Genomic DNA, 22,369 nt, shown 5'->3' with positions numbered 1-22,369 from the left:
CTCATTGGGAAATTGCAATGACCAAAGAAGCATTTTGGCCTCCAAATCCAAACGCATTGACCTGCACGGTTTTAATGTCCTTGACCCGGGGCTCACCTAACACAACATCAAAATTGACCTCTTCATCGAGTTCCCGGGTCCCTAAAGTGTGCGGAGCCCTTCCCTCGTGCATGGCTTTGATGGCAGCAATAACGGACATAGCCCCTGAAGCGCCCATACTATGCCCAATATGCCCTTTAATTGATGTCACAATGGGATGAGCATGGGCATAGACCTGCCCGATGGCTCGAATTTCCGCCTGATCGCCCACGGGAGTACTGGTGCCGTGCGCCATCACCAGATCAATATCCCAAGGGGAAAAGCCCGACGATCGCAGGGCCTTATTCATGGCCATGGCTTCCCATTGCCCCGAAGGCTCGGGTGCTGTCACATGATAGGCGTCGGCCAATGATCCATAGCCGTGAACATAAGCCAAAACGGGAACGTTTCGAGCTTGTGCATGGGCTAAGGATTCGAGGATCACGACAGCTGCGCCTTCCCCCATGACAAAACCGGTACGGTGTTGGTCAAACGGCATGGAAGCTTCCTCAGCGCGCTCACCTTGTGACAACGCATGGGCATGCCACAAGCTGGCACTTACTACCGGTGTGAGGAGATTTTCCATTCCCCCGCAAATGGCCACATCAATCACCCCAGCGGAAATCAAAGAGAATGCCATTCCAATACTATCAATACTGGATGCACAAGCTGTGCTGAGTGTCAGTTGTGGACCATGCAGCTGATATCGCATCGCAATTTGCGATGCAGCCATATTGGGAATGACGGCCGCCATGAGTCGCGCGGGCACCTTATGGATTCCCTGACTATCATAACGGGCTTGAGCGTCAACGAGTTCTGGAACACCACCCATTGACGTACCGAAAATGACGCCTGTGCGCTCGCTATCGAGTTCTTCTAAGCCCGCGCCTTTCAGTGCCTCCGTTGTGGCCGCTAATGCATACAGACTAAAGCGACTGGCATTGCGTAACACTCTCGGATCGCTGACAAATTCTTCGGGATGAAAAGCCGTACCAACAGGAGATTGCCAGATGGGTGAGGATTCTCCGAGAATAAACGCCGGCTCTATCGCGTGACGTCCTGCTAACAAGTTAAACCAAAAATCATCGACGTTTAGTCCTAACGAGGAAATGATTCCCATTCCGGTAATAGCACATACTGACATCAACTTATCCTTCCATCCCGCCATGTGGCATGAATTGTCAGTAATTCACATCAGCTCACGACCCACGATCATTAGATGAACTGTTAGGGCTTTGGCTATCCTCAGAAGGAACACCAGCTGACAGAGTGTTTGAACCGTGCAATTCCTGTTGAAAGGCTTTAATCCCTTTGGCTAAATCCGATCCTAAATGGGGAAGCCTTTTCGGGCCGAAGACTAAAAGAGCCACAATCAATAATACGATAATGTGCATGGGAGCCAGTAAATCGTCCATAATGGGTCGCTTCCTTCCGGTTCTGATCAATGTCCCCGCGCTAATCTAACCCATTTCTTACCATCACAATTCCAAAACGTTTCCCCTAAACCATACATCTTGTTTTCTAAACTTATTATACCGCCGGTAGTTCCCCAGGGTTGCCCCCAACTTGATCCCTTATTGTCACCTTCGAGAAATGTCTTTCAAATATTGCTGGTGAGAGCAACCTCTGCCAACATCCAAGGACTGAATCTGCTCAGCAAATCCTTTACCAGCCTTGATTTTGTGTAATTTATGTCATTTCTGTTTTATCCGTTTTTTCCATTTATTTTCAATAGCATTTGTGTTGCCTGGAGGTTACAATCGTCATCGTTCGACAAATGTTGCGGATAAAAAATGTTTTCCGGTTACAACCTGGCCAGGCATCTAGTACCGATCATTTCCTTTCGCACCATCATTTCTTCATAGGAGGCCATGATATTTCAATGCATATTTCTTGGTCAGATTTTGCCTTGCGCGACTTAAAACAATTTGATGTGTTTGAAGCACAAGCATTACGCGTGCAATTAGAAGAAGTCCTTCAAACCTATCCATGTAATGAGGGAGAAAGCATCCGGATTCGTTATGACGATGAGTATGTGGTCATTTGTCACCGCTACGCATCGCCTAAGACCACGTCCATCTTGCGTATTCTCTACGAGCCGGTAGACGTAGACACCTTGTGATGGCGTTTTCTTGCCTGTATATCTTGTTATACGGGAACCACCGTGGCTCATCGTCTGGTGATGACACAACGCCAGATGCGTCATCTGGCGTTGTGAATTCATCCAGTATAATTTTGATGGCCTTATTGACGGTGACGCATCACCTCAAAACGGAAACGGTCCGTGACAAAATGATCCTGCGACCATAAAATGGGCAGCGATTTCTGATTGAAATGGGCTTGGCGCAAGCGCAAAAGGGGTGTGTCTTGAGCCACTTGTAAATGATGTGCCATGGTGCGTGAGGCTTGACTCACATCAATCTCGGTTTGCGCAAAAATGACCACTTGTCCCCATTTTCGCTCCAAATATTGAAAGAGCGATTCATCAAGCTGGCCAGGATTTTCAGGGGCAAAGACTTTCGGCATCACATCAACACAATAGAGTACAGGAACGCCATTCGCGGTCCGCACCCGGTGAATTTCCATGACCTCTTCCAGATCCCACGCCTGAAATAATGTGCGTTCGTTTGACGTCGGTACCCGCGCTTTCATGTCGATATAGCTTGTGCCAGCCTGATATCCATGCCGTTCAATCCACTCCGTAATACTGATTAACGATTCAAGACCACCCGATATCGCTTGTGCCTGGGCAACAAAAGTTCCAATTCCCCGTTTTTTAATTAAATAGCCTTGCACACTCAAAAGGGACACCGCTTCTCGAACGGTCGCGCGGCTCACCGCAAACAGCTTGGCCAATTCATCTTCTGAAGGAATTTGATCTCCCGGTTCCCATTCACGACTAATAATCCGGGAACGAATGGCTGAGGCCACTTGCCGGGGTAAGGGAAGCCGAGTGGGTAAGGCCTTGGCGCTATTCTCGCCCAAAGTATCAGGCGCCATGGATTTCTTGCTCCTCGCACTGCTGTGTAATCCTTGATTAGGGATTTTGTCCCCGGCACAAGACATCCGGTACCCTCCTCAACACTAAAGTAATGCTGTAGCAACCTGCCCTGAAAAAGCCCCAGGAAGATTCCACAAAGCAGTTAATGTGGCACCGATATCCCCAAGACCTACCCGGGCTTGACCCACAAAAGGCGTTAAGCGAGGGCCATAGGCCAACCATGGCACCATTTCCCGGGTATGATCGGTGCCAGTAAATGTCGGGTCACACCCATGATCCGCCGTAATCCATAACTGATCGTCACCCCTCAAGATCTCCCAAAAACGTGGAATAAACGCATCGAATTCTTGTAACAGGTTTTCCGCACCTAAATTTTTCCATTTAGTATTAATTATAGACGGAATGTTCTCGCAAAGGATTTGGCGGTCGCGTGTCGAATATTCTCTTTATGAAACTTGTCGAGTTGCCCAGTCGGGTTGTCGGCGCCGCGCCCGTAATTCGCGGGATCGCGGATGCTATCGGATTCGTGGATCTCTTAAATACCTTATTGGTTTGGGATGCGCAGCAATGTCGGACATCGCCGGGTGAACGCATTTTGGCGATGGTGCTCGACATTTTGACGGGCAAATCCCCTCTGTATCGCGTCCCGGATCGTCTCGCAGAAACGGATGTGCCCTTGTTGCTCGGGCGCGGCCGTACGGCCGCGGATTTTACCGATGATGCGCTGGGGCGGGCGTTGGATAAACTGTTTCAGGCCGGGCCCGCCGCGGTGTTTACGGCGGTAGCCGCGCAGGCTTATGCTCGAGAAGCGATTGAACTGCGTTCGGGGCATTGGGACAGTACCTCCCGATCGTTGCAGGGGGCCTATCGGTCCGCCGAAGACGACACAGAGCCCTGCGACCCCACGGCGGTCGACGATGCCGCCGTCCCTCCCCGTGCGATGCCCCGGCGCGGCCATTCGAAAGATCGGCGCCCCGATCTCAAACAAGTGCTCTTAACGGTGTTTGTGAATGGGGAAGGGGTCTTGCGCTTTGGGTCGGTGGCCTCGGGCAATACCTCGGACAAAACCCTCAATCGCCGGATGATTGAGGAGTTAGTGGCCGCCTTTTCGCCCCAAGAGCTTCACGATGTGATCTATGTCGCCGACTCGTCCTTAGTCACGAAGCCCAATCTCGCCGGCCTGCGTCAGGCCAACCTCCGCTTCATCTCGCGGTGTCCTTCGACATTTGCCGTGGCGCAGACCGCGAAAGAGACGGCGTGGGCTCAAGATGCCTGGACCTTCCTCGGGTCGGTCGCCGCCCGCCGCGACGCGGCGGAGTATTGGGCCTCCGAGCAACAGGCTATGATCGATGACGTGCCCTATCGGCTGGTCGTCTACCGATCTTCCCGGCTGGAGACCCACAAAGAAAAAACCCTGGATCAGCAAATCGCCAACGCCCGCAAAGCCTTGGCCGACGCCGCCCACGTCCTGTCCCAGACGCTCTATGACTGTCGCGAGGACGCCGCTCAGGCGGCCCGCCAGTGGCAAGCCCGCCGCGAAACTGCGTGGTTTGCGGTGGAGACGACCCTCCATGAAGAAGTGCAGCGCCTCCCCCGGTAGCCGCCGGGGCCGACCGCCGAAAACGGAGGAACCCCAGACCAAAATCGGGTGGCGCGTCACGGCCACCATCGGCGCGGTGAACGCCGCCCAACGGCAACGCGAATGGGAACGCCAGGCCACCTTCGTGTTGATCACCCCGTTAGATCGCCGCGACTGGGACGCGCGTGCCCTCTTGCAGGAATATAAAGGGCAAGTGCACTGTGAACGCCATTTCCACTTTTTGAAAGATCCGTTGTTTGTGGATGCCTTGTTTGTGAAAAAGCCCGAACGGGTGGAAGCGTTAGGCTATGTGCTCCTGATGGCGTGCTTGTTATATAGTGTGATGGAGCGGCGCGCGCGCCGCAGTGCCGTGTCCATTCCCTCGCCGGCGCGGCGGGTGCTCACGCACCCGACGGGCCACGAAATCATCCGACACCTCCATTCCGTCCAGGTGATTCCGTTGCCGTCAGGGGCGCGGCAAGTCGCCGTACCGCAACGCTTTCAGGCGACATTTTTGGCCATTTTGGAGGCCTTAGCGTTACCCGAGACCGTGTATACGGAGCCCCCCAACCCTCCGAAACGGGAATAAAAAAAATGCCCAAACCACGTACCAAAGGGTGCGAAATACGTGTTGTAATGCCTGAGCATATCCCAACACGTCGCGTCGGTGCCCAAAATGGGAGTCAAACTCCACCAAATTTGTGAAAATGAATTCATTGCCATCTGGGTCCCGGTCTAAAGCGCTTAACGTCTTTTCCAACCCATCGCGGTTCGAGTTCGTCACAATATGCCGGCGAAATCCCTGGCCTGAAAAAATATCGCCAATTTTCCCGATGGCTGTCGTCTCAATGCCGTGTTGGGCCAGATGGTCAATAACCGTAGGTCCTGGCGGCCTCACAGTAAAATCGTGACGCCTGGGTGTCCGGACAAAGTGTTCCGGTGTTCCGGTAAACGGGCGGGCAATAACCCGTCCGATGCGGTAATGCTCCTCATCGAGGACCTGTCGCAAGGTGTTACACCAATGATATAACAATTGTGGCGGAATAATCTCTTCATGCGTCGCAATTTGCAATACGCTGTCGGCTGAGGTATAGACAATCGGGTATCCTGTCTGTAAATGTTTCTCGCCAAGCCGAGCAATAATTTCCGTACCCGAGGCGACTTCATTCCCTAAAATGGGACGGCCGATGACCCGTTCTAAGAGGCTCAGAATAGGATCAGGAAATCCTTGGGGAAATGTCTGAAAAGGTTCACCAATGGTAATACCCATCATTTCCCAATGCCCCGCGAGCGTATCTTTACCATTGGCTAGGGGGATCATAGGAAAGGCCACACCTTGTAATGGCACACTGTCATCGCCGGGTAAGGCGACCAATCTATTTAATCCCATGGCAGCCATATGCGGCAAGGAAAATTGTGGCGTGTTTTGCGCGACATGGCCTATGGTATTGGCGCCCTGATCCCCAAAGCGGTCAGCATCTGGCGCGGCGCCAATGCCTCCTGAATCAATGACAAGCAGTACAATGCGCAAAAGCTGTCTCCCCTTATCCTCATGATGATCGTCTCATTCCCGAGCCCCAAGAGATGAACCCTCTCTAATGAATGCGGTCTAAAACTAAGGGTTGGGGCACTAAAGGACCATCTCCCCATGTCATGGCCTTTTGCAAATCTCTAAGAGCTCTATCCCCTTCAGTCTCATTGTCAGCAAACACGGTGGCAACGATCTCCCCGGGTTCAAAATGGCGCCCAATTTTGGCATAACAGAGAAGGCCGACATGAGGATTGACCGCATCATCCAATCTCTTTCGCCCTGCCCCCAAATTTAGCGCCACTTCACCAATAGCCCGGGTATCGATAGCGCTTATCGTTCCGGCTTTCTCTGCCCGCCACTCTTTTTTGATGGGCGCTAAGGGCAAGCCCTCTTCGACGGCGTTAAACTGGCCCCCTTGCGCCCGAATCCAACGTCCGAAATGTTCCCAAGCCTGCCCGCTATCGATCACTTGCCTGATGCGTTCTTCCGCTTGGGTTAACGGCTCGTGTGTCACAAGATGCACAAGCTCCCTGGCTAAGAGAATGACTTCTTCCCGGAGGTCTAATGGTCCTTGCCCTTTGAGACATAAAGCCGCCTCATTCACTTCAATGGCATTGCCCACGGCAAAGCCAAGTGGCTGATTCATCGTCGTTAACAAGGCGCTGACGCGACGATCATGGTGATGGCCAATTTTCACCATCAGGCGGGCTAATAGCCGGGCATCATCAATCTGGGCCATAAAGGCCCCGTTTCCCACCTTAACATCCAACACCAAGTGTTTGGTGCCTCCCGCCAATTTTTTTGACATCACTGAGGCTGCAATCAAAGGAATCGAATCGACGGTTGCCGTCACGTCCCGTAAGGCATAAAGCCGTTTATCGGCCGGTGCCAACTCTTTGGATTGGGCTATTACCGCCACGCCAATGGTATCCATTTGTTGGCGCAGTTCTTGGGTGGTGAGTTCTGTACGAAATCCCGGGATACTTTCGAGTTTATCGAGTGTCCCGCCCGTATGCCCGAGTCCCCGTCCCGACATTTTGGCCATAGGCAGGCCTAAAGCGGCCATAACCGGGGCTAACACTAACGTCGTCTTATCTCCCACTCCGCCGGTTGAGTGCTTATCCACAATTCCTAAGGGTTCTAAAGGAGGCGCCCCGGTAAAGGCCATAGCCCCTGTCAATGCAAACACTTCGTCTTCACTTAAACCCCGGCAATATACCGCCATGAGCCATGCCGCAAGCTGATAATCGGGCCAAAGGCCCGTGACAGTGCCTTGGACCAGTTCATCAATTTCTTCATGCGACAACGGCTTTCCATCCCGTGTTTTGGCGATCAATGAAATCATGATGACCCTCCTGGCTTACTGATTGTGTGACTGTAAGATTTCTTGCGTATGACTCGCCCCAATACGGCTTGCTCCCGCCATAATCATGGCCATGGCGTCTTCCCTCCGGTGAATCCCGCCGGCCGCTTTCACGCCAATATCTCGTCCCACGACCTCCCGAAGCAAGCGCACATCCTCCCGAGTCGCCCCACCCCGGTCAAATCCGGTAGAAGTTTTGACAAAATCCGCTCCCGCCGCCACACTGCATAATGCACCGATAATCTTTTCCTCTGAGGTTAAGACCGCTGTTTCTAAAATGACTTTGAGAATAACAGGTGGCGGTGCTTGTTCTCTAACGGCCCGGATATCATCGATGACAAGCCGCCAAGCGCCTGCTTTTAACGCGCCGCGGTTGATCACCATATCAATTTCATCTGCGCCCTGATCGGTAACCCAACCACTTTCATAGGCTTTCACTGAAGACGCATTAGCGCCCAGCGGAAAACCGACTACGGCAGCAATTTTTACGGGACTTCCCTGTAAAATATTCTGAGCCGTGGGTACAAGCCAGGAATTGATACAAACAGCATACGTTTGCCAATTCACGGCTTCTTCACAGAGCTGAATAATATCGCGAGGGGTTGCAGCCGGATTTAACAAGGTATGATCAATAAATGCCGCCAAATTCCCTTGGGCAGGTAAAGATGTCAAGGGCTCGCGATGAATATGGGCCAGCCGTTCTTTTTCATCCTCTTTTAAGATGGGCTCTAATCTCATCGTTGCTTCTGTAATCTGAGACTTCATGAATGGATATCCTCACTTTCTTGTTGCCCCATTGCCAAAGGGTGGTGGATGACGGCTATGAACACCGGGATTAAATTCTTGGGACACGCGATAGCATTCGACCATCCGTGTCAGAGCAGAAAGTCCAGATTCGCTCTCCTATCGGCACGGATTTAACACTACTCATTTCACTGGCTACCCAAAAAACAAAAAATATCAAGGACACCACGTTGTTCGTATTCTATTGTTACGTTTGTTGCCGTCCGTCTTTCTCTTTCTTTAAAGGTTCCGACCGTTCACGTCTTATTCTCCCGAAGCCGACTCGATACTGGCCCCTTTACCGGTTTCATTGCCCTTAAACGCCCAGAGCAAAGCGCCACTGAGGCCAATGGCCCAAATAATGAGATTGAACAACATATATTGATGCAAACTATAAGATTAGCTCATGTAAATCGTGACAATATAGAGGCCGATACTGATAAAACGGACAATGGCGGTATAGGTCCCACGCCTTTTCGTGGGCCACACTTCAGCTTTTAACGTATCTTCGGTCAGATAACTGATATTGACAAACAGGTTCAATACGACCAGTAAAAACCAAAACAAGGCAATGGTTTTGGTCCACTGATTAACCGTCAAATAAATGATGACGGTAATCACAAAGGTTCCCCCGTAACCCCAAAGCAGCATGCTTTTACGACTCCACTTGTCGGCCAAAAGGCCCAAGAATCCGGAAAAGAATCCGACCCCGGTAGCAACCAATAGAATCATCGCCGTATAATGCTTAAAGTAACTAGGTCCTAACACATAAGTCATTAATCCAAATCCCGCCGTTCCCGCAAATGCAATAGCAATCGTCGCATATAAGCGCACCGCTAAAGAGACTTGAGCCACTGGCTTACCCTCATTTTGTTGGCGGATAGCTTGACGCACTTGGTACTCGTCTTCCCCATAATACTTGGCGGCTTCTTGTTGCGCGCGTTCCATTAAACCCCGTTGTTCCAGCCACCGAATTGATTCGGGGGTGTGATTTCGAGCCAGAAATAACACAAATAAAACGACTAAAATGGTGATAGCAATCATACCGCGTTGAAAGGCTACCGAGTTGTAGGCACTCACCAAAGAAACCAGGGCCAATAAAAAGCCGCCTAAATTGATAAAATTGAGTTCCATCATCATGGTTTTGCCGCGGTGCTTACTCGGCATCATTTCATGGGATGCCGCCATAATCGTATTCATTTCACCGCCCGCAGCAAACAATAACACCGCCAAAAACAAGAGAATCAATTCATATGAATAGCTGAAGACAATACCCACCGCACCTAATCCATATAATGCCATGGTCAAATAAAAGGTGTTTTTGCGGCCCACTTTATCCGATAAGGGTCCTGCCACAGCAATACCAATAATCAACCACAACGGCGCCCATGACAGTAGTAACGATCGCAAATTGGGCGGCATGTGAACCCATCCTGTGGCGATCGTCGCCATGCCAAAAATATAAGCTTCCAGCAACATCCCGAGCCCGAAGGCCCAAAACGACCAGGTATCGGTGGCAGTCCACCGTTCTTCGCGCAATGCCGTTCGTGTTTCTGACATTATGTTTCCTCCCCATCTGAAATCAATGGAAGTCTGCCCATGTACAGGAGAAAATGCTCTTATTCGATTGAATGTTCCGACACTTGACAGTATCGTCAGACATCTGATGTCTGAATTTATCATACTGCGAAGTGTAGGTTGACACAACTCACAGGGTTTTAAATCGTTCAGACACATATGATGGACCTTAGCATAGCCTGCCCACGTGCTCACAAATCATCCCAGTGACCACTAAGTGAGTTTAAAAGTACTGCGATATCGAAACATCAATCAGTAGGCACAAAGGATGAAGGGTCAACATGGTCTGTGGGAAAGCACGCGGAACAAATTGAAACCTCATCTTAAAACCTTCATCGATTGTGATTAGGCTTAAGTAATTTCGCCTAAAGAATCGAACAATGGCGAGAGGACGTACCGTCAAGGAACACCATTGCCAGGTGTCATAGGTGATGTTCGTCGGAACGACCTGACTGCACAATTAGGATGATGGAAATCCCCCACTTTTCCGTTTCAATATTTCTTGTTGCAAGGTTCCCACCAAATCTGTCCCATGACCCGCAAGCAACGTTGTCACTTCAGCAGGGACAACATGATCAAATACACGGAAAGCGGCTTCAACTTTTTGACTGTCTGCAGGATGATTAAAGCCTTCAGGGCAGACCCATAAATGCCGCTCCAAAGAGCCCATGGCAATATCTCCACAAACAACCGCCTGGCATGGCAAGATCAAAGCCATTTCATCCAAATATGGTGCATCGTCTGCTTGCCACATGGGTTGCGGTACTTGACACCGTAGCGCGTGAATACCCCCAGGCAATCTAGTTCCTTCCGCATAAAAGTGCACATGCTCGAGCCCAGCTCGACGCAGTGTTTCCGCTCTGGCCTGCTCAGGAACATAAACAGGACACTGAAAATATTCCGCTAAATACCTGGCTCCCCGAGTGTGATCGTGCGTGGTGAGAATAATCGCCTCGATCCCTCCCAAAACCCGCAGATCGGTGGGCAAGTTCGGTGTCATGGGCGGATCGATGATGATTACCCGGTGCTCTTCCTGGATTAAGTGCCCAACCATAATCCAATCATCTTTCGGATCCGGTGTTTCCCAGCGCCAAATTTTTGGCAATACGGGTCGAAACATGGTATTTTATTCTCCCTTTTTGTCCTTGGACGGGTCCGTTGTTATACGAGTCAAAGGTCTCCTGCTTCACGTCTTGGTTTATAGCCCTATTTTCTCAAACATTCAGTCCATTTGATAGGGTGAATTTCGCGTCCTGGCGGGTTAAAAACGAGCCACCGTTTCCATCCCGAATACAAGGCAGATCCTGGCTTGGTGTTAATCGTGATGATTCCTCTCGCCACAGAATAGCTCCCATCGCAAGATGTCACAGCATAGAGCAATACCGGGATTAAGCCTCAATGGCTGCACACCGTAAACAGCACGGATCATTGCTTAAGCAGCCTTTCTCAGTTTATACGGGAAAGTAATAACATCATCGCGAATGGCAAAATTAGATCATGAATGCTGGGTGAAGCCAAGTTAGGTAACGCCATGCATCGTGAGTGACACCAACTTTACCGTCATCGGTAAACCACCAGGCATACAGACGGCGTTTATGGGCAAAATCCGCTATGCCTGTAGCGCCCTGTAAAAACAATGCCTTGCTCCAAACTTCTGCCCAGGTCGGCCTGTGGTGCGCAACAGTTACGCTAAGAATCCCCTCCCCACCGGGTTCATGGGTCAAGGGATTAATGAGATGGTGAACTCTTTTTCCGTGGTGTGACCACTGATGAATGCGAATGGATGAAGTACAAACCGCCATGGAAACGGGAAAGGTTAAGACCATCCCTATCTGATTGGGGACCACCGGATGCTCAACCCCTACCTGCCATCCCATAGGTTCTGGAACAGAGGCTCCTAGCATTTGCATGTCGCCTCCCGCATTGAGGAGCATAGGAGGAACAGGCTGGTGGATTGCCATAAAATAGCGGGTAATGAGTCGGGCTCCCCAATATACGGCTAAACTTTTGCCAATGCCGCCAAAATCCACTGGGGCATTTAACCGGACTTGGCGTGACCGAGGTCTGCGTTCAAGCCACTGGGCTTTTGCATAGGCTCCCTGGGGAATCTCGACCCCCACATATCCTAAGCGTTCGAGATCGGTAATGATCCGGGGATCAAACAGTCCCCCGGTGAGGCGCCATGCACGATGACTCAGTGCTAAAGCCGCATACAGCACGTCCGACACGCTCATCCATTGCCCCAAATTCCGGTTGAGCCAAACGGCTTCACTGTCCTCCTGAAATCGCGACAGTCGGCGTTCAACTGTCTCAAACAATGCCCGCAAGTCCTTTTCCAGTCGTTCGATGCCCTCGAAGGTGTCCGCATCAATAAGCCACTGAACCGGAGAAGCCATTTGTCGCCAGCATCTTTCAATCAGAACAGACTCCTTCTCTCTGCTTGGATTATCCGGGTCGTCTTAAGGATTTACGGTTTGCCGGAAGCTCCGGTTACCGTATGGATGACCGGTGGTGTAGTGGGCATTGCTGGCAGGGTCATGGGAGTCAGAGCGCTAGAAGACAACGCCGGGGAAAGCGGCAGTAAATTGGTGACGGGAGTGCCTGTCAAATGATCCATTTGTGCCACAGTGTGATTAATAGCTTTTTCGGTGGCAATAATTTGATCAGTGGTCTGGGTTAAAGCCTTCGCGGTCGCGTCATGTTGAGCCTTCTCAGCGCGACCTTTCGCCAATAACTGCGTCAATTGCTGGCGCAATTGCTCAGTCTGGTGGGCATCGACCTCCCACGCCGCACGAATATTTCGCACGTGGCGGTCTTGTAGAGCAATTTGGGCAGACACTTTCTGTCCCACCCAAATAAGGGGAACGGCTACACTGGTCATGGTAATGACCGTCATAGCCATGACCGTTTTCCATGTTGTTTTATGACCCGAATACGGGCCGGATAGTTTAGTCGTCGGTTCCACCATTGCTGTCATCGCCCCCGCCATTATCATCACTGGGCTTCCCCGATGCCCCGGTTACAGTATGCACAACAGGAGGTTGGGACACGGTCTGTGCTGCCTGAATGGCCGCTTTCACAGCACTTAACCGGGTTCGATCCGTGCTTTCAAGGGCTTGCAATTGGGCTAAAGTCTTCTGCGCCTGGTTTAATTCGGCTTGCAAAGATGCGGTGCTGGCCGTTATCTCCGCATCACTTTGAGATGCCTGGCGCACCGCTGATTGTAACGCCGTGTCTTCTTGCCGGGTTGTGACTTCGGCATTGGCATACACCCTGGCAGACGGTAAGGCAGGAGAAAGAGGTGGCGGCGCCGCACTTGCTGCCCAGTGAATTCCGAGCAGTGAAGCGACCGTACCAAGACCCGTTAATCCTCTTTTGCTCCAGATATTCATACTGATCTCTCCTTAAGCGTAAACTTAAAACGTAAAATTTCTTTAAATGTCCTTCTTTTTCTCCTGGATTTGCCGGTCCCCAGGGTACTCGATCACAGTCTTAGCCCGGGTAACCCGTTCCATGCCATAACGCAATATCACGGCCATTCCCACAAGCCCTGCCGATGCTTCATAAAATAATGCGAGTGCCCTGGTGTCCGAACCGCTCCATAACCCATGGATAAGCACTAACACCCACATCAATAAGGCTCCCCGGTGAACCGTCATCCATTTGAGACGCCCAAAATTTTGAGCGAGATAGGCTGAGAGGGAAACTAAGACAAGCCCTTCCGCTGCAATCACGCCAAAGGCTACTCCATAGGGACGGTAATGGGAAAAACCCGGCACCAAAAGACCCGTCCAACCCACGTGGGCATACCTATCTAATGCCAAGGACAAACCATGTAAGGCAATTAAAGCGAGAACACTTAAGGCCAGTCCCCGGTGCCAAACAAAAAACCGACGGTTAAGGTGGCGTTTCCATACCGGATGGCTCATCCCTATACCCATGATCACAACGATAGTTAACAGGCTATACGCCCCAATCCCTGTGGCCCGTGCGAGCAACCACGTCCATAAGGGACGTAAAGTGGGATGCAGCACAATCCAGCGATAGGCCAAAAATCCCAAAAACCCCGCTAGCAGTTCCAACCAAAGAATGGGGCCCCACAATTTCGTTACTGATTTCATGTCTTCTCCTCGCTACCGCCTTTGATGTGCTGGTCCATTTCTTGTTCGTCAAAACAACAGTTTCCCGGGGAATAGAAGAAAGCATTACACAGTTATGTTACGGGTTCATTACCAAGAAGGCATCATATTGGCTTTTAGTATAATGAGGAAACCCAAACAAAGCCAATATTAATTGGCTTATTCTCTATCATGGATTTATTCCTGGCATGTCAAAAGAGTACAAGGTTCTAAAGGAGGAAAATCATTTGAACAAAGGGGGGGTTAATCCATTCCATAAGGCTTTGTGGATTCATCGTCATCACGATTCCGTCTTAAAAAAACTCGAAATAGGATGGTGACGATGATCAAGAACTTCTTTTTAAAATCCGGTAACCGCTAGACACAGTTGAGGTCCTATTACACAATATGGCGAGCTGCAAGAGCCTTATTGATTTCACTCTTACACCTCGCCCGCTACTCGTTATTGATCCGTTTCTTGCCCAGGGACTGCCGCCTGATTGTCAGGCCCGCCCCCTACACTTTGAACATTCGACTGCACATTAAGGCCTGACTCTACATCGGGACCAGACTGGACATCCGCACCGCTTTGGTCATTCACTCCGTGATCGATGCCGTTGGTCTGATTCGTACTCGCTGTCACCAGCACCTTATGCACTGGCACGACTTGAGACGGCAAGGAGTGAGCACTCGCGATAGCGGTTGCAGCCCCAACCAGTCCTGCAGTGGCGATAAGCCCTATCATAGGCTTGACATACCATATAGCCATGAGTTGCCCTCCTAATGATGATGGCGGGAAACCTTTCGGATCCCACATCCCCAGCTTATCTTTCCTGGTTAACACGGAAGTGAAGGGAACATGACAATGACATGACAAAGTTAGAACAAGTGCCTGAACAAACAGAAGATTAACTTCCCATCCGCCTTATGACGCCAATTGGGGCAAGACAATAGTAATCTGAGCTCCACCATAGGGACTATTGGTGGCAAAAATGCGACCGCCATGACGCTCCACGATGGTCCGAGCCAATGCCAAACCCAAACCCGACCCTGGGCTTTCGGTATGCTTCACAAAGGGGTGAAAAAGATGTGGCAATAGATCGACAGGAAATCCCGGGCCATTGTCTGTCAGCGTCAATATAACCCTAGACATCTTGATATCTAACTCCCACTGAATTCGCAGTTGCGGGCTCAATCCGCCATATCGCCGGGCATTTTCGCAAAAGATATTCAACAGTTCGGCAAACATGTCCGGGTGAAAATTGACCGTCACGTGAGGCTCTCCATCCAACTCCACAGGGATCGTCTGCGAGATAACCCACGTCGCCAGGTAAGGCCCGAGAACAATCGCCTCCCTCTTCAGGTCCTTGGCATCTTCGGCCTCCGCCAATTTGAGAACGGCCTCAATCGTCCTGTGAAGCCGTTCGAGTTGTTCATGAATGACTTCGAGCCCTTCTGCGACTAAGTCCGGTTCCGTTTGTCCCCAATTTCTTAACATATTGGCATAGCCAATGGCTGTCGCAATAGGAGTGCGCAATTGGTGAGAGGCGTGGGCGACGACAAGTCGCTGGCGCTGAAAACTCTCGTCTAATTGATTCACCATATGATTAAAGGCTTTAGCCAGGTCATATACTTCATCATGGGGTCCCACAACGATAAGACGTTGGGCCAAATCATTGCCAGACCGAATTTGAGCCACCGCGTTTTTGAGCCACCGCACCCGAGCATAGGACCGGTAGACCAACAACGCACTCACCAAAGAAGCCAAAACTAATGCCGTGATGCCGACCCCCAACAAGCCTTGTCCCACGGTTTGAATCGCATTTAATGTCCCTTGGAGTGAGACCGCCGCCTCGATTTCCCCAATTTTTTGACCTTGTTGCCATATCGGAGCCCAAGCAAGGACAGCCGGCCCCTGGGGGAGCGTGATAAGAGGAGCGGACGATCCCCAAAGCGGTATCTGTCCCCAGTGCAATAGCCGGGGCGAGAGGGGCTGAAGGGGAAGTGTCGCGGTGCTCAAATTGCTGGAACGTTGAACGATGTTTTTACCCTGGGATACTTGCAAATAGAGCGTGGACCGGCCTTCGGCAGCGGCAACCATCCCCGGATCATTAAGGGAAAGATGTTGGCCCTTAACCCCACTGTCTGACGCTAAGCGGGCGGATTGACGGGCTGTGGTTTGTGCTTCATCTAAGGCCTGAAGCACCAAATGATGGCTGAGATTTAACACGAGGCTGCCGCCCAACAAAACAAAAACAACTAATAGGGCGGCAATAAGGGAGACGGTTAGACGGCCAGCTAATCCCATATCTTTTTACTCGTCTCGCAAGACATAGCCCACACCTCGAATGGTTTCAATGTCCACATCACTGCCAGCTTGGCGTAATTTTCGGCGCAAGCGGCCGACACTCACATCAACCATGTTGCTTTCTCCCCGGAAATCGATACCCCAAACATGTTCCAGTAGGGCCTCTCGACTCTGAACCAACTTTTGATTCCGGACAAAATGTTCCAGTAGCCGAAATTCGAGTGCGCTTAGAGACAAGGGCTTGCCCGCCACCTCAGCCCGGAATTCATCAATAATCAGGCACAGGTTCTGAATTGCCAGTTTCCCGGCATCATGCTCCCTGGTCTGGTTTCGGCGAGTCACGGCGCGAATTCGGGCTGTCAATTCTTCGAAATTCACGGGCTTGACGATATAGTCGTCGCCACCGAGTTCGAGTCCTGCCACAATATCAGGCGTCTGTCCCCGCGCTGTCACCATAAGAATGGGAACGGATGCCTGAAGTCGGATCCGTCGGCAAATCTCAAAACCACTCAAATCGGGCAGCATGACATCCAACAAAATACAGTCATAATGATGTTCCGCAAAATAACGCAGGGCATCATGACCACTATGCACAACATCGACCGAAAATCCCGCGTGCTCTAGTTCCAGATGCATTAAACGCGCAAGCGAGTGTTCATCTTCGACCACCAAAAGTTTCACCACTGTCCCCCTATGACGCGTCACTTGGACTTCTTCATCCATCATACCGGAACACGTCAAGCCGTCATGAAATCTCAGGTGTCTTAAGTCCCTTTCTTTGCAGACGCTATAAATACTTTGCCAGTCCACCGTCGACATCGACAATGGTCCCGGTCACATACGACGCCCGTTGTGAGAGGAGAAAGGCAACGACGGCGGCCACTTCCCTAGGCTCGCCAAACCGTCTTAAGGGCACATCAAACGCCTCGCATAATTCTGCAAAGAATTCCGGGGTTTTCCCCTCCCATTGCCCGGAATAGGCAAAGCCAATATTGACCGCATTCACCCGGATAAGGCGGGGCGCCAATTCTTTGGCTAAGGTTTTTGTGAACGACAAACACGAAGCTCGGTTGACGCTGGAGGCAAAAAACCTCGGATCGGGTTGCTTGCCAAACACTGCTGACATATTGATAATGCGTCCACCATCTGGCATGACTGGCAAGACCCGGCGTGCCATCCGCACCTGTGCCATCAGTTTCACATTGATATCGCGCTGCCAATCGTCATCACTTAAGGTGGCAAAGGATCCTGGATAGGCCTTGCCCGCGTTGTTGACAAGCATATCGACTTTCCCAAATCGCTCTGTGACTTCGGTAACAAAAGCATCAATGCTGGCGGGATCGGTGACATCCAGGTCACGGATCATCACGTTTGTGGAATCCACGAGGTCGCGCTCAAAATCCTCAGGATGGCGGCTTCCCGTTGCAACCTTAACCCCTTCATCCAACAGTTCTTGCACAATGGCTTGACCGACGCCGCGTGATCCGCCACTTACAATCGCCACTTGACCATGAAGTCCTAAATCCACGTCATCTCGCTCCTTAAAAATAATGTCCACACTGAGTGGTCAATCTTCTCGCCTTCGCCTAGATACAATATCGTGGGCTTAATCAAAGGTCATCACTTTATGCGTGGCTTCAAGCATTTCTCGGTATCCCGAGCGGGGCGGTGCAAAGATATCTAAAGCCAGGCACGCTTTATCATGAGTCCTGGCGCCATGGGGTACCCCAGGAGGCACGATGTACACATCCCCTTTGCCAATCAATTTCCTCACGCCATTTAACTCAAATTCGTATTCTCCCTCTAACACGAGCCCAATTTGCTCTTCTGGGTGACTATGTAATGCCGCCACCGAATGAGGCTTCATGTAGACAAAAGACAACATCAGATTGTGCCCAAATACCCCTTTAAGGCCAACGCCCTCTGATACTAAGGAAATCGGTAATTGATCGATGTTGATATATTGGGGCAGAAAATCTTCAGAAACCTCGACCACACGGTTTTCTGGTTGGACAAAATATCCCTGTTCTTGTGGGGACGTGTCATTGGCCATGTTACGTTTCTCCTCCTTCATGGGTTTGCAGTAATTGGGAAATCCGTTCTCCCGCCGCTTTTAACAGCGGCGCATATTGAAAGGCTTGTTCACGGGAAAAGCGCACCGTGGGACCTGAAATGGATACACCCCCAATGGCTTCCCCACGTTGATCAAAAACCGGCACAGCCACACAAAACACCCCATCAAAATATTCCTCGTTATCAAGCGTAAAGCCCCGGTGTCTGGCCACTTCGAGTTCGGCCTTGAGCTCAACCAGATCCGTAATGGAATGAGAAGTTCTCTGTTTTAGGCTTATATGGGCAAGAAGATCGGGCTGATAAGCCAGGACCGCCTTTCCCAGCGCGCTACAATTTAGGGGAACGCGCTGGCCGACAGATACCACAAAAGACAAGGCATGATCAGATACCGCTCGCTCGACATACTCCATTTCATCTTGCACGAGCATGGCCAGGTTGACGGTTTCCCCGGTTTTCTTCTGCAAATCTTCTAGGACATGACGAAGGCTTTCACGCACTCCCGTTAACCAAAAGCCTTTCAGCCCTAGCTTATAGAATCCATGCTGGGTCCCTGTCACGTAGCCATGGCGTTCTAAAGCCTGTAATAAGCGGTGCGTGGTTGATGGTGGCAAAGAGGTTTCTTCCGCAATTTTATGCAAGCGAGCTTCTTTCACCCGGATGAGGTAGTCTAATAATTGAAGACCTCGTTCTAGGGCCCGGAGTGATGGTATGTGAGATTCTTCTTGCTGAGGTTCCATGACATCTCCCTTCTTCATTCCCCCTGACAATTTAAGACCAATTCGGTAAAATGAAAAGTATATTCCATTTCTTAAAATAACTTCGTCATCTCAACAAAAATTCCTTCTTGACCTGGATAGATTGCCAAAAATTCTTTGAAATTCCCAAACAGGCAGGAAACCTGAAGAAACTCAACGAATTCACTGTGTCAAAATTGAACGTATAGGAGGACCATCATGTGTGAAATGTTAGCCGTTTCATCCCCCGATTTTGTCAATATGTCAGAACTCTTGGCGTGGGCCAGGAATCTTGAGGAACTGGGCGTTGCTGGCTATGGCTGGGGCTTAGCCTGGATCGATGAAACGGGCCTTCACCGTTACCGCTCCCTTTATGGCTTACGCAAGGATCCCTATGCGAATGATGCCTTAAGGGACGTGCGGACCCGTCGTGCGTTTATTCACCTTAGACGGCCAAGCCTCATGACGACACAAAGTCCCCGCAATGCCCAGCCCTATTGCGATCCTCTGAGAACCTATGCATTTGCCCATAATGGATTCTTAAGTCGCCACAAGGCCTACCGAAGCGAATTTGCCGAGCAGTTGGAAGGAACGTCCGACAGTGAAGTCGGCTATTATTACTGGCTTGAACAATTGAAACGCGGGCGCACCATCACAGAAGCCCTGGTCGACACGCATCAGCATTTAGAAGGACGGGCGAATTTCATGGCATTATCATCACACGGTACATTAGCCGTTTATGCTGGCAATGACGAGAATCCCTGTTATCTTTTCCGCATTGGCTCTATGCAACTAGTGACAACGAGCTTACATAGTCTTGACGATTACGTCTTCGAGGTGATTTTCCCGCAAGCGACATCCATCGAACAACTCGCCTACGCTCAGGCCATTGAAATCTCATAAGTCCTATATCTAGGGCCATCCGAATACGATGACAGAAGGGGCCACACTGGTGCTTTGCCCCTTCCGTGATCGAGTTTCATCGACTTAGTGCAATAGCTTCTGGCCATGAATGGAATATCCACGCATCATACAACATTGTGGGCTTTACCAAATTATCGTTCCCCGGAACTTAGGCTAGACGTTCAATGCGTCTTTGAGAAGAATCACGATTACCGAGTTACTGCCCCAGCTGAGGGAGACTCAGTAAATGTATCATGTTCTTGCCATTTTAATCCTGACGATAATCCCCAGTAATAAAATACTAACGCAACAATCCCTACCACTACCGTGTCCCATGGTGAAGGAATGAGGTTGTGACCGCCAAAATTCTTGCTTCCGATATAAGATAGTCCCATCAAGATAATCTGAAAAATAGGAAGCCATAAACCCCTTCGCCAGTCATCTTGAGTAATGCGGCTATGTTTGCGATAAAAGAACAGGAGCAATAAGCCAATAAACACAGACGGAATCAAAATGTGCACCGAGGCCCACCCTGACCAATAAATCATCAGCGTACTGATCACAAAAGCAAAAGGTGCGAGGATCTTATACGCTGGCAATACATAAGGTCTTGGTTCATGAGGATATTTTGTGCGAAAAATCGCCAAGCTCAAAGGGCCCGGGGCATATGACAACAATAAGGCACTCGCCACTAAGGGAAAAAGAGAAGAGAAAGATGGCAATAAGATGATGTATAACGACGACACCACCAACACTAATAGGACGGATGGCAACGGAATCCCATTTTTGGTCATGTTTGTAAAGACCTTGGGTAAATACCCGTCATAGTAACTCAGCGAATATCCCACCCGGCTCGCGCCCCCAAAATAGATATAACCATCTTTGAACGAAGCAATGAGCATGGTAATCATGGCTATGAGCCCGATAATTGGTAGACCGATACCATGACCAATAGAAACAAAGGGATAGGCCAAGCTAGACAATCCCGACCAATTTCCCGCTTGAACACCAATGCCTTTCCAGTTGATGGCGCCAAGATAAGAAAGGCTTTCGAGAAAATAGATTATTAGCGTAATGATCATGGTCAGAAAGACCGCTTTAGGAATGGTTTTTCCCGGGTCTTTCACTTCTTCGGCATAATCGATCGGCTGCCGAAATCCGCCATATCCATAAATCGTAGCCGAGATGGCAAGAAATAAACCCGAAGTCCCAAAAGGAACAAACCCGTGAAATTGGTGAAAGTTACTTGGATGCATATGAGTTAACAGCACCACACTGACCACAACAAGACCGACAATGGTTAATACCGTAAAAATGTTATTCAATTGGCCCATATACCGGATACGCAAAGTATTAATCCAAAAAATAACGACGGTCACAGCAATTGCGGAAACGATACCTGTAGTGGTTAAGGTCCCGCCTTTATATAAACCAGGAAACCAGTAACTCAAGTATTCCACGAAGGCCACGACAATCGACGGCACCGCTAAGGCATAGCCGACAAAGGAACCCCATGCATTCATCACCCCAACAATGGGCCCACTACTTTTTGCGGGGTAATAGGCCACTCCTCCTGCTTTGGGCCACATGGTTCCCAGTTCCACGTAAGCCATGGCAACTGCCATGATTAATAGAAAGGCAATAATCCATGATAAGATGCCCGATGGACCCGCCAAAGCCAGCACAGACACGGGAGTGAACCCGACAGCAGGTCCCAATATGCCTCCCGTGGCTAAAAACACGACTGTCCAAAACCCTAGTTCTTTTTTATACCCGCTTTGTTTAGAATCAGCAGCTTGATTGGCATAATCCAAATCAGACTTCACGGTGGGTAAGGCTCCTCTCTTGCATCATTATTCAAGAATCTTGATTAAAGCCGCCACAATTTTGTGCGGACCAAATAACCACGTGTCCAAATCAACGGGCTGGATCCTCTGAAGGTGATGAGAGTGATGGCCATTCAAAGGCAATCTTTAAAGCCGTCGACATGGCATTCGTCCCCGCAAAGAAGTCAATGACAGAAACCAGTTCAACCAATTCCTCATCAGTCATTCCCATCTTTCGCAACGCGAAAGAATGGCTGTCAATTCAGTAGCTGCACCCATTCACCATGCTGACCGCCAAAGCCAACATTTCCTTGGTCTTGGCGTCGATCTGGCCTTGCATCATGATTTTCTGGTAGCGCTGCCAGTTGACCTTAAGGTATTCGGGTTTTAGGGCCATCACTCGCCAAATGGCAGGAATGCGGTCCCATCCCCGAACCCGCTTCATTTCCTCATAAATCTCTTTAACCATCCCGACTGCCTGATCTTCAGCGACA

24 protein-coding genes and 1 pseudogene are annotated in these 22,369 nt (G+C 50.3%); 3 read left to right on the top strand and 22 right to left on the bottom strand.

Going from position 1 to position 22,369, the window contains the following annotated elements; translation table 11 throughout:
* Position 1: 1 nt before the first annotated feature.
* Together B8987_RS07315 and B8987_RS07310 are read right to left on the bottom strand one after the other, a co-directional pair.
* Complete coding sequence (locus B8987_RS07315; protein ID WP_176213185.1) at positions 2-1,222, bottom strand: beta-ketoacyl-[acyl-carrier-protein] synthase family protein; 1,221 nt, start codon at positions 1,220-1,222, stop codon at positions 2-4.
* Positions 1,223-1,277: 55 nt separating this feature from the next.
* Entirely contained in the window at positions 1,278-1,493 is a 216-nt protein-coding gene (locus tag B8987_RS07310) for a twin-arginine translocase TatA/TatE family subunit (RefSeq protein ID WP_084661149.1), read from the bottom strand.
* A gap of 467 nt (positions 1,494-1,960) precedes the next feature.
* On the opposite strand from B8987_RS07310, the gene B8987_RS07305 reads away from it, so the two are divergent.
* The gene (locus B8987_RS07305; RefSeq protein ID WP_084661148.1) at positions 1,961-2,200 is read left to right on the top strand and encodes a hypothetical protein; all 240 of its coding nucleotides are present in this window, start codon (positions 1,961-1,963) and stop codon (positions 2,198-2,200) included.
* 122 nt (positions 2,201-2,322) lie between these two features.
* Here the strand turns inward: B8987_RS07305 and B8987_RS07300 are convergent, their stop codons facing one another.
* The gene (locus B8987_RS07300; protein WP_084661901.1) at positions 2,323-3,078 is read right to left on the bottom strand and encodes a GntR family transcriptional regulator; all 756 of its coding nucleotides are present in this window, start codon (positions 3,076-3,078) and stop codon (positions 2,323-2,325) included.
* Between the two features lie 84 nt (positions 3,079-3,162).
* A complete protein-coding gene (locus B8987_RS07295) occupies positions 3,163-3,435 on the bottom strand; it encodes a hypothetical protein (protein ID WP_423242303.1) in 273 nt (90 codons plus the stop codon).
* A gap of 74 nt (positions 3,436-3,509) precedes the next feature.
* Between B8987_RS07295 and B8987_RS19970 the strand changes: the two are divergent.
* A pseudogene (locus tag B8987_RS19970) lies at positions 3,510-5,247 on the top strand (IS1634 family transposase).
* Here the strand turns inward: B8987_RS19970 and B8987_RS07285 are convergent.
* The 16 genes from B8987_RS07285 to B8987_RS07215 all read right to left on the bottom strand — a co-directional run bounded on the left by B8987_RS07285 (position 5,197) and on the right by B8987_RS07215 (position 19,149).
* Positions 5,197-6,189 carry a phosphopentomutase gene (locus B8987_RS07285; protein ID WP_242940640.1) on the bottom strand — a complete coding sequence of 331 codons (993 nt, stop codon included), beginning with the start codon at positions 6,187-6,189 and terminating at the stop codon, positions 5,197-5,199. The pseudogene B8987_RS19970 and the gene B8987_RS07285 overlap by 51 nt on opposite strands.
* A 64-nt stretch (positions 6,190-6,253) precedes the next feature.
* Positions 6,254-7,534 carry a thymidine phosphorylase gene (locus tag B8987_RS07280; RefSeq protein ID WP_084661146.1) on the bottom strand — a complete coding sequence of 427 codons (1,281 nt, stop codon included), beginning with the start codon at positions 7,532-7,534 and terminating at the stop codon, positions 6,254-6,256.
* A gap of 15 nt (positions 7,535-7,549) precedes the next feature.
* Positions 7,550-8,317 (bottom strand): deoxyribose-phosphate aldolase, encoded by a 768-nt coding sequence (gene deoC, locus B8987_RS07275; protein ID WP_084661145.1) that lies wholly within the window; start codon positions 8,315-8,317, stop codon positions 7,550-7,552.
* A gap of 282 nt (positions 8,318-8,599) precedes the next feature.
* The gene (locus B8987_RS20130) at positions 8,600-8,725 is read right to left on the bottom strand and encodes a hypothetical protein (protein WP_278281271.1); all 126 of its coding nucleotides are present in this window, start codon (positions 8,723-8,725) and stop codon (positions 8,600-8,602) included.
* 9 nt (positions 8,726-8,734) lie between these two features.
* Positions 8,735-9,895 (bottom strand): MFS transporter, encoded by a 1,161-nt coding sequence (locus B8987_RS07270; protein ID WP_242940639.1) that lies wholly within the window; start codon positions 9,893-9,895, stop codon positions 8,735-8,737.
* A gap of 478 nt (positions 9,896-10,373) precedes the next feature.
* Positions 10,374-11,033 (bottom strand): MBL fold metallo-hydrolase, encoded by a 660-nt coding sequence (locus tag B8987_RS07265; protein ID WP_084661144.1) that lies wholly within the window; start codon positions 11,031-11,033, stop codon positions 10,374-10,376.
* A 370-nt stretch (positions 11,034-11,403) separates the two neighbouring features.
* Entirely contained in the window at positions 11,404-12,309 is a 906-nt protein-coding gene (locus B8987_RS07260; protein ID WP_084661143.1) for an FAD:protein FMN transferase, read from the bottom strand.
* A 71-nt stretch (positions 12,310-12,380) separates the two neighbouring features.
* Positions 12,381-12,908 (bottom strand): hypothetical protein, encoded by a 528-nt coding sequence (locus tag B8987_RS07255; RefSeq protein WP_139793491.1) that lies wholly within the window; start codon positions 12,906-12,908, stop codon positions 12,381-12,383.
* Entirely contained in the window at positions 12,862-13,305 is a 444-nt protein-coding gene (locus tag B8987_RS07250; protein ID WP_084661141.1) for a hypothetical protein, read from the bottom strand. The genes B8987_RS07255 and B8987_RS07250 overlap by 47 nt, the downstream gene beginning before the upstream one ends.
* Before the next feature lie 42 nt (positions 13,306-13,347).
* Entirely contained in the window at positions 13,348-14,034 is a 687-nt protein-coding gene (locus tag B8987_RS07245; protein WP_084661140.1) for a hypothetical protein, read from the bottom strand.
* Between the two features lie 460 nt (positions 14,035-14,494).
* Positions 14,495-14,800 (bottom strand): hypothetical protein, encoded by a 306-nt coding sequence (locus tag B8987_RS07240; RefSeq protein WP_084661139.1) that lies wholly within the window; start codon positions 14,798-14,800, stop codon positions 14,495-14,497.
* A 156-nt stretch (positions 14,801-14,956) separates the two neighbouring features.
* On the bottom strand, positions 14,957-16,339 hold the full coding sequence (locus B8987_RS07235) for a sensor histidine kinase (protein WP_084661138.1): 1,383 nt from the start codon (positions 16,337-16,339) through the stop codon (positions 14,957-14,959).
* A 6-nt stretch (positions 16,340-16,345) separates the two neighbouring features.
* A complete protein-coding gene (locus tag B8987_RS07230; RefSeq protein ID WP_176213183.1) occupies positions 16,346-17,020 on the bottom strand; it encodes a response regulator transcription factor in 675 nt (224 codons plus the stop codon).
* Between the two features lie 106 nt (positions 17,021-17,126).
* Positions 17,127-17,867, bottom strand: a complete 741-nt coding sequence (locus B8987_RS07225) for an SDR family NAD(P)-dependent oxidoreductase (RefSeq protein ID WP_176213182.1) — start codon at positions 17,865-17,867, stop codon at positions 17,127-17,129.
* 78 nt (positions 17,868-17,945) lie between these two features.
* A complete protein-coding gene (locus B8987_RS07220) occupies positions 17,946-18,392 on the bottom strand; it encodes a cupin domain-containing protein (RefSeq protein ID WP_020375394.1) in 447 nt (148 codons plus the stop codon).
* Position 18,393: 1 nt separating this feature from the next.
* The gene (locus tag B8987_RS07215; RefSeq protein WP_176213181.1) at positions 18,394-19,149 is read right to left on the bottom strand and encodes an IclR family transcriptional regulator; all 756 of its coding nucleotides are present in this window, start codon (positions 19,147-19,149) and stop codon (positions 18,394-18,396) included.
* Positions 19,150-19,365: 216 nt separating this feature from the next.
* Between B8987_RS07215 and B8987_RS07210 the strand changes: the two genes are divergently transcribed.
* On the top strand, positions 19,366-20,049 hold the full coding sequence (locus B8987_RS07210; protein WP_084661134.1) for a class II glutamine amidotransferase: 684 nt from the start codon (positions 19,366-19,368) through the stop codon (positions 20,047-20,049).
* Positions 20,050-20,258: 209 nt separating this feature from the next.
* Here the strand turns inward: B8987_RS07210 and B8987_RS07205 are convergent, their stop codons facing one another.
* Positions 20,259-21,875 carry an APC family permease gene (locus B8987_RS07205; protein WP_084661133.1) on the bottom strand — a complete coding sequence of 539 codons (1,617 nt, stop codon included), beginning with the start codon at positions 21,873-21,875 and terminating at the stop codon, positions 20,259-20,261.
* Between the two features lie 91 nt (positions 21,876-21,966).
* Positions 21,967-22,272 (bottom strand): carboxymuconolactone decarboxylase family protein, encoded by a 306-nt coding sequence (locus tag B8987_RS19960; protein ID WP_278281297.1) that lies wholly within the window; start codon positions 22,270-22,272, stop codon positions 21,967-21,969.
* Between the last annotated feature and the right edge of the window lie 97 nt (positions 22,273-22,369).

This window comes from Sulfobacillus thermosulfidooxidans DSM 9293, assembly GCF_900176145.1.
Taxonomy (GTDB): Bacteria; Bacillota; Sulfobacillia; order Sulfobacillales; family Sulfobacillaceae; genus Sulfobacillus; species Sulfobacillus thermosulfidooxidans.
This window is presented reverse-complemented; position numbering and strand designations above follow the sequence as displayed.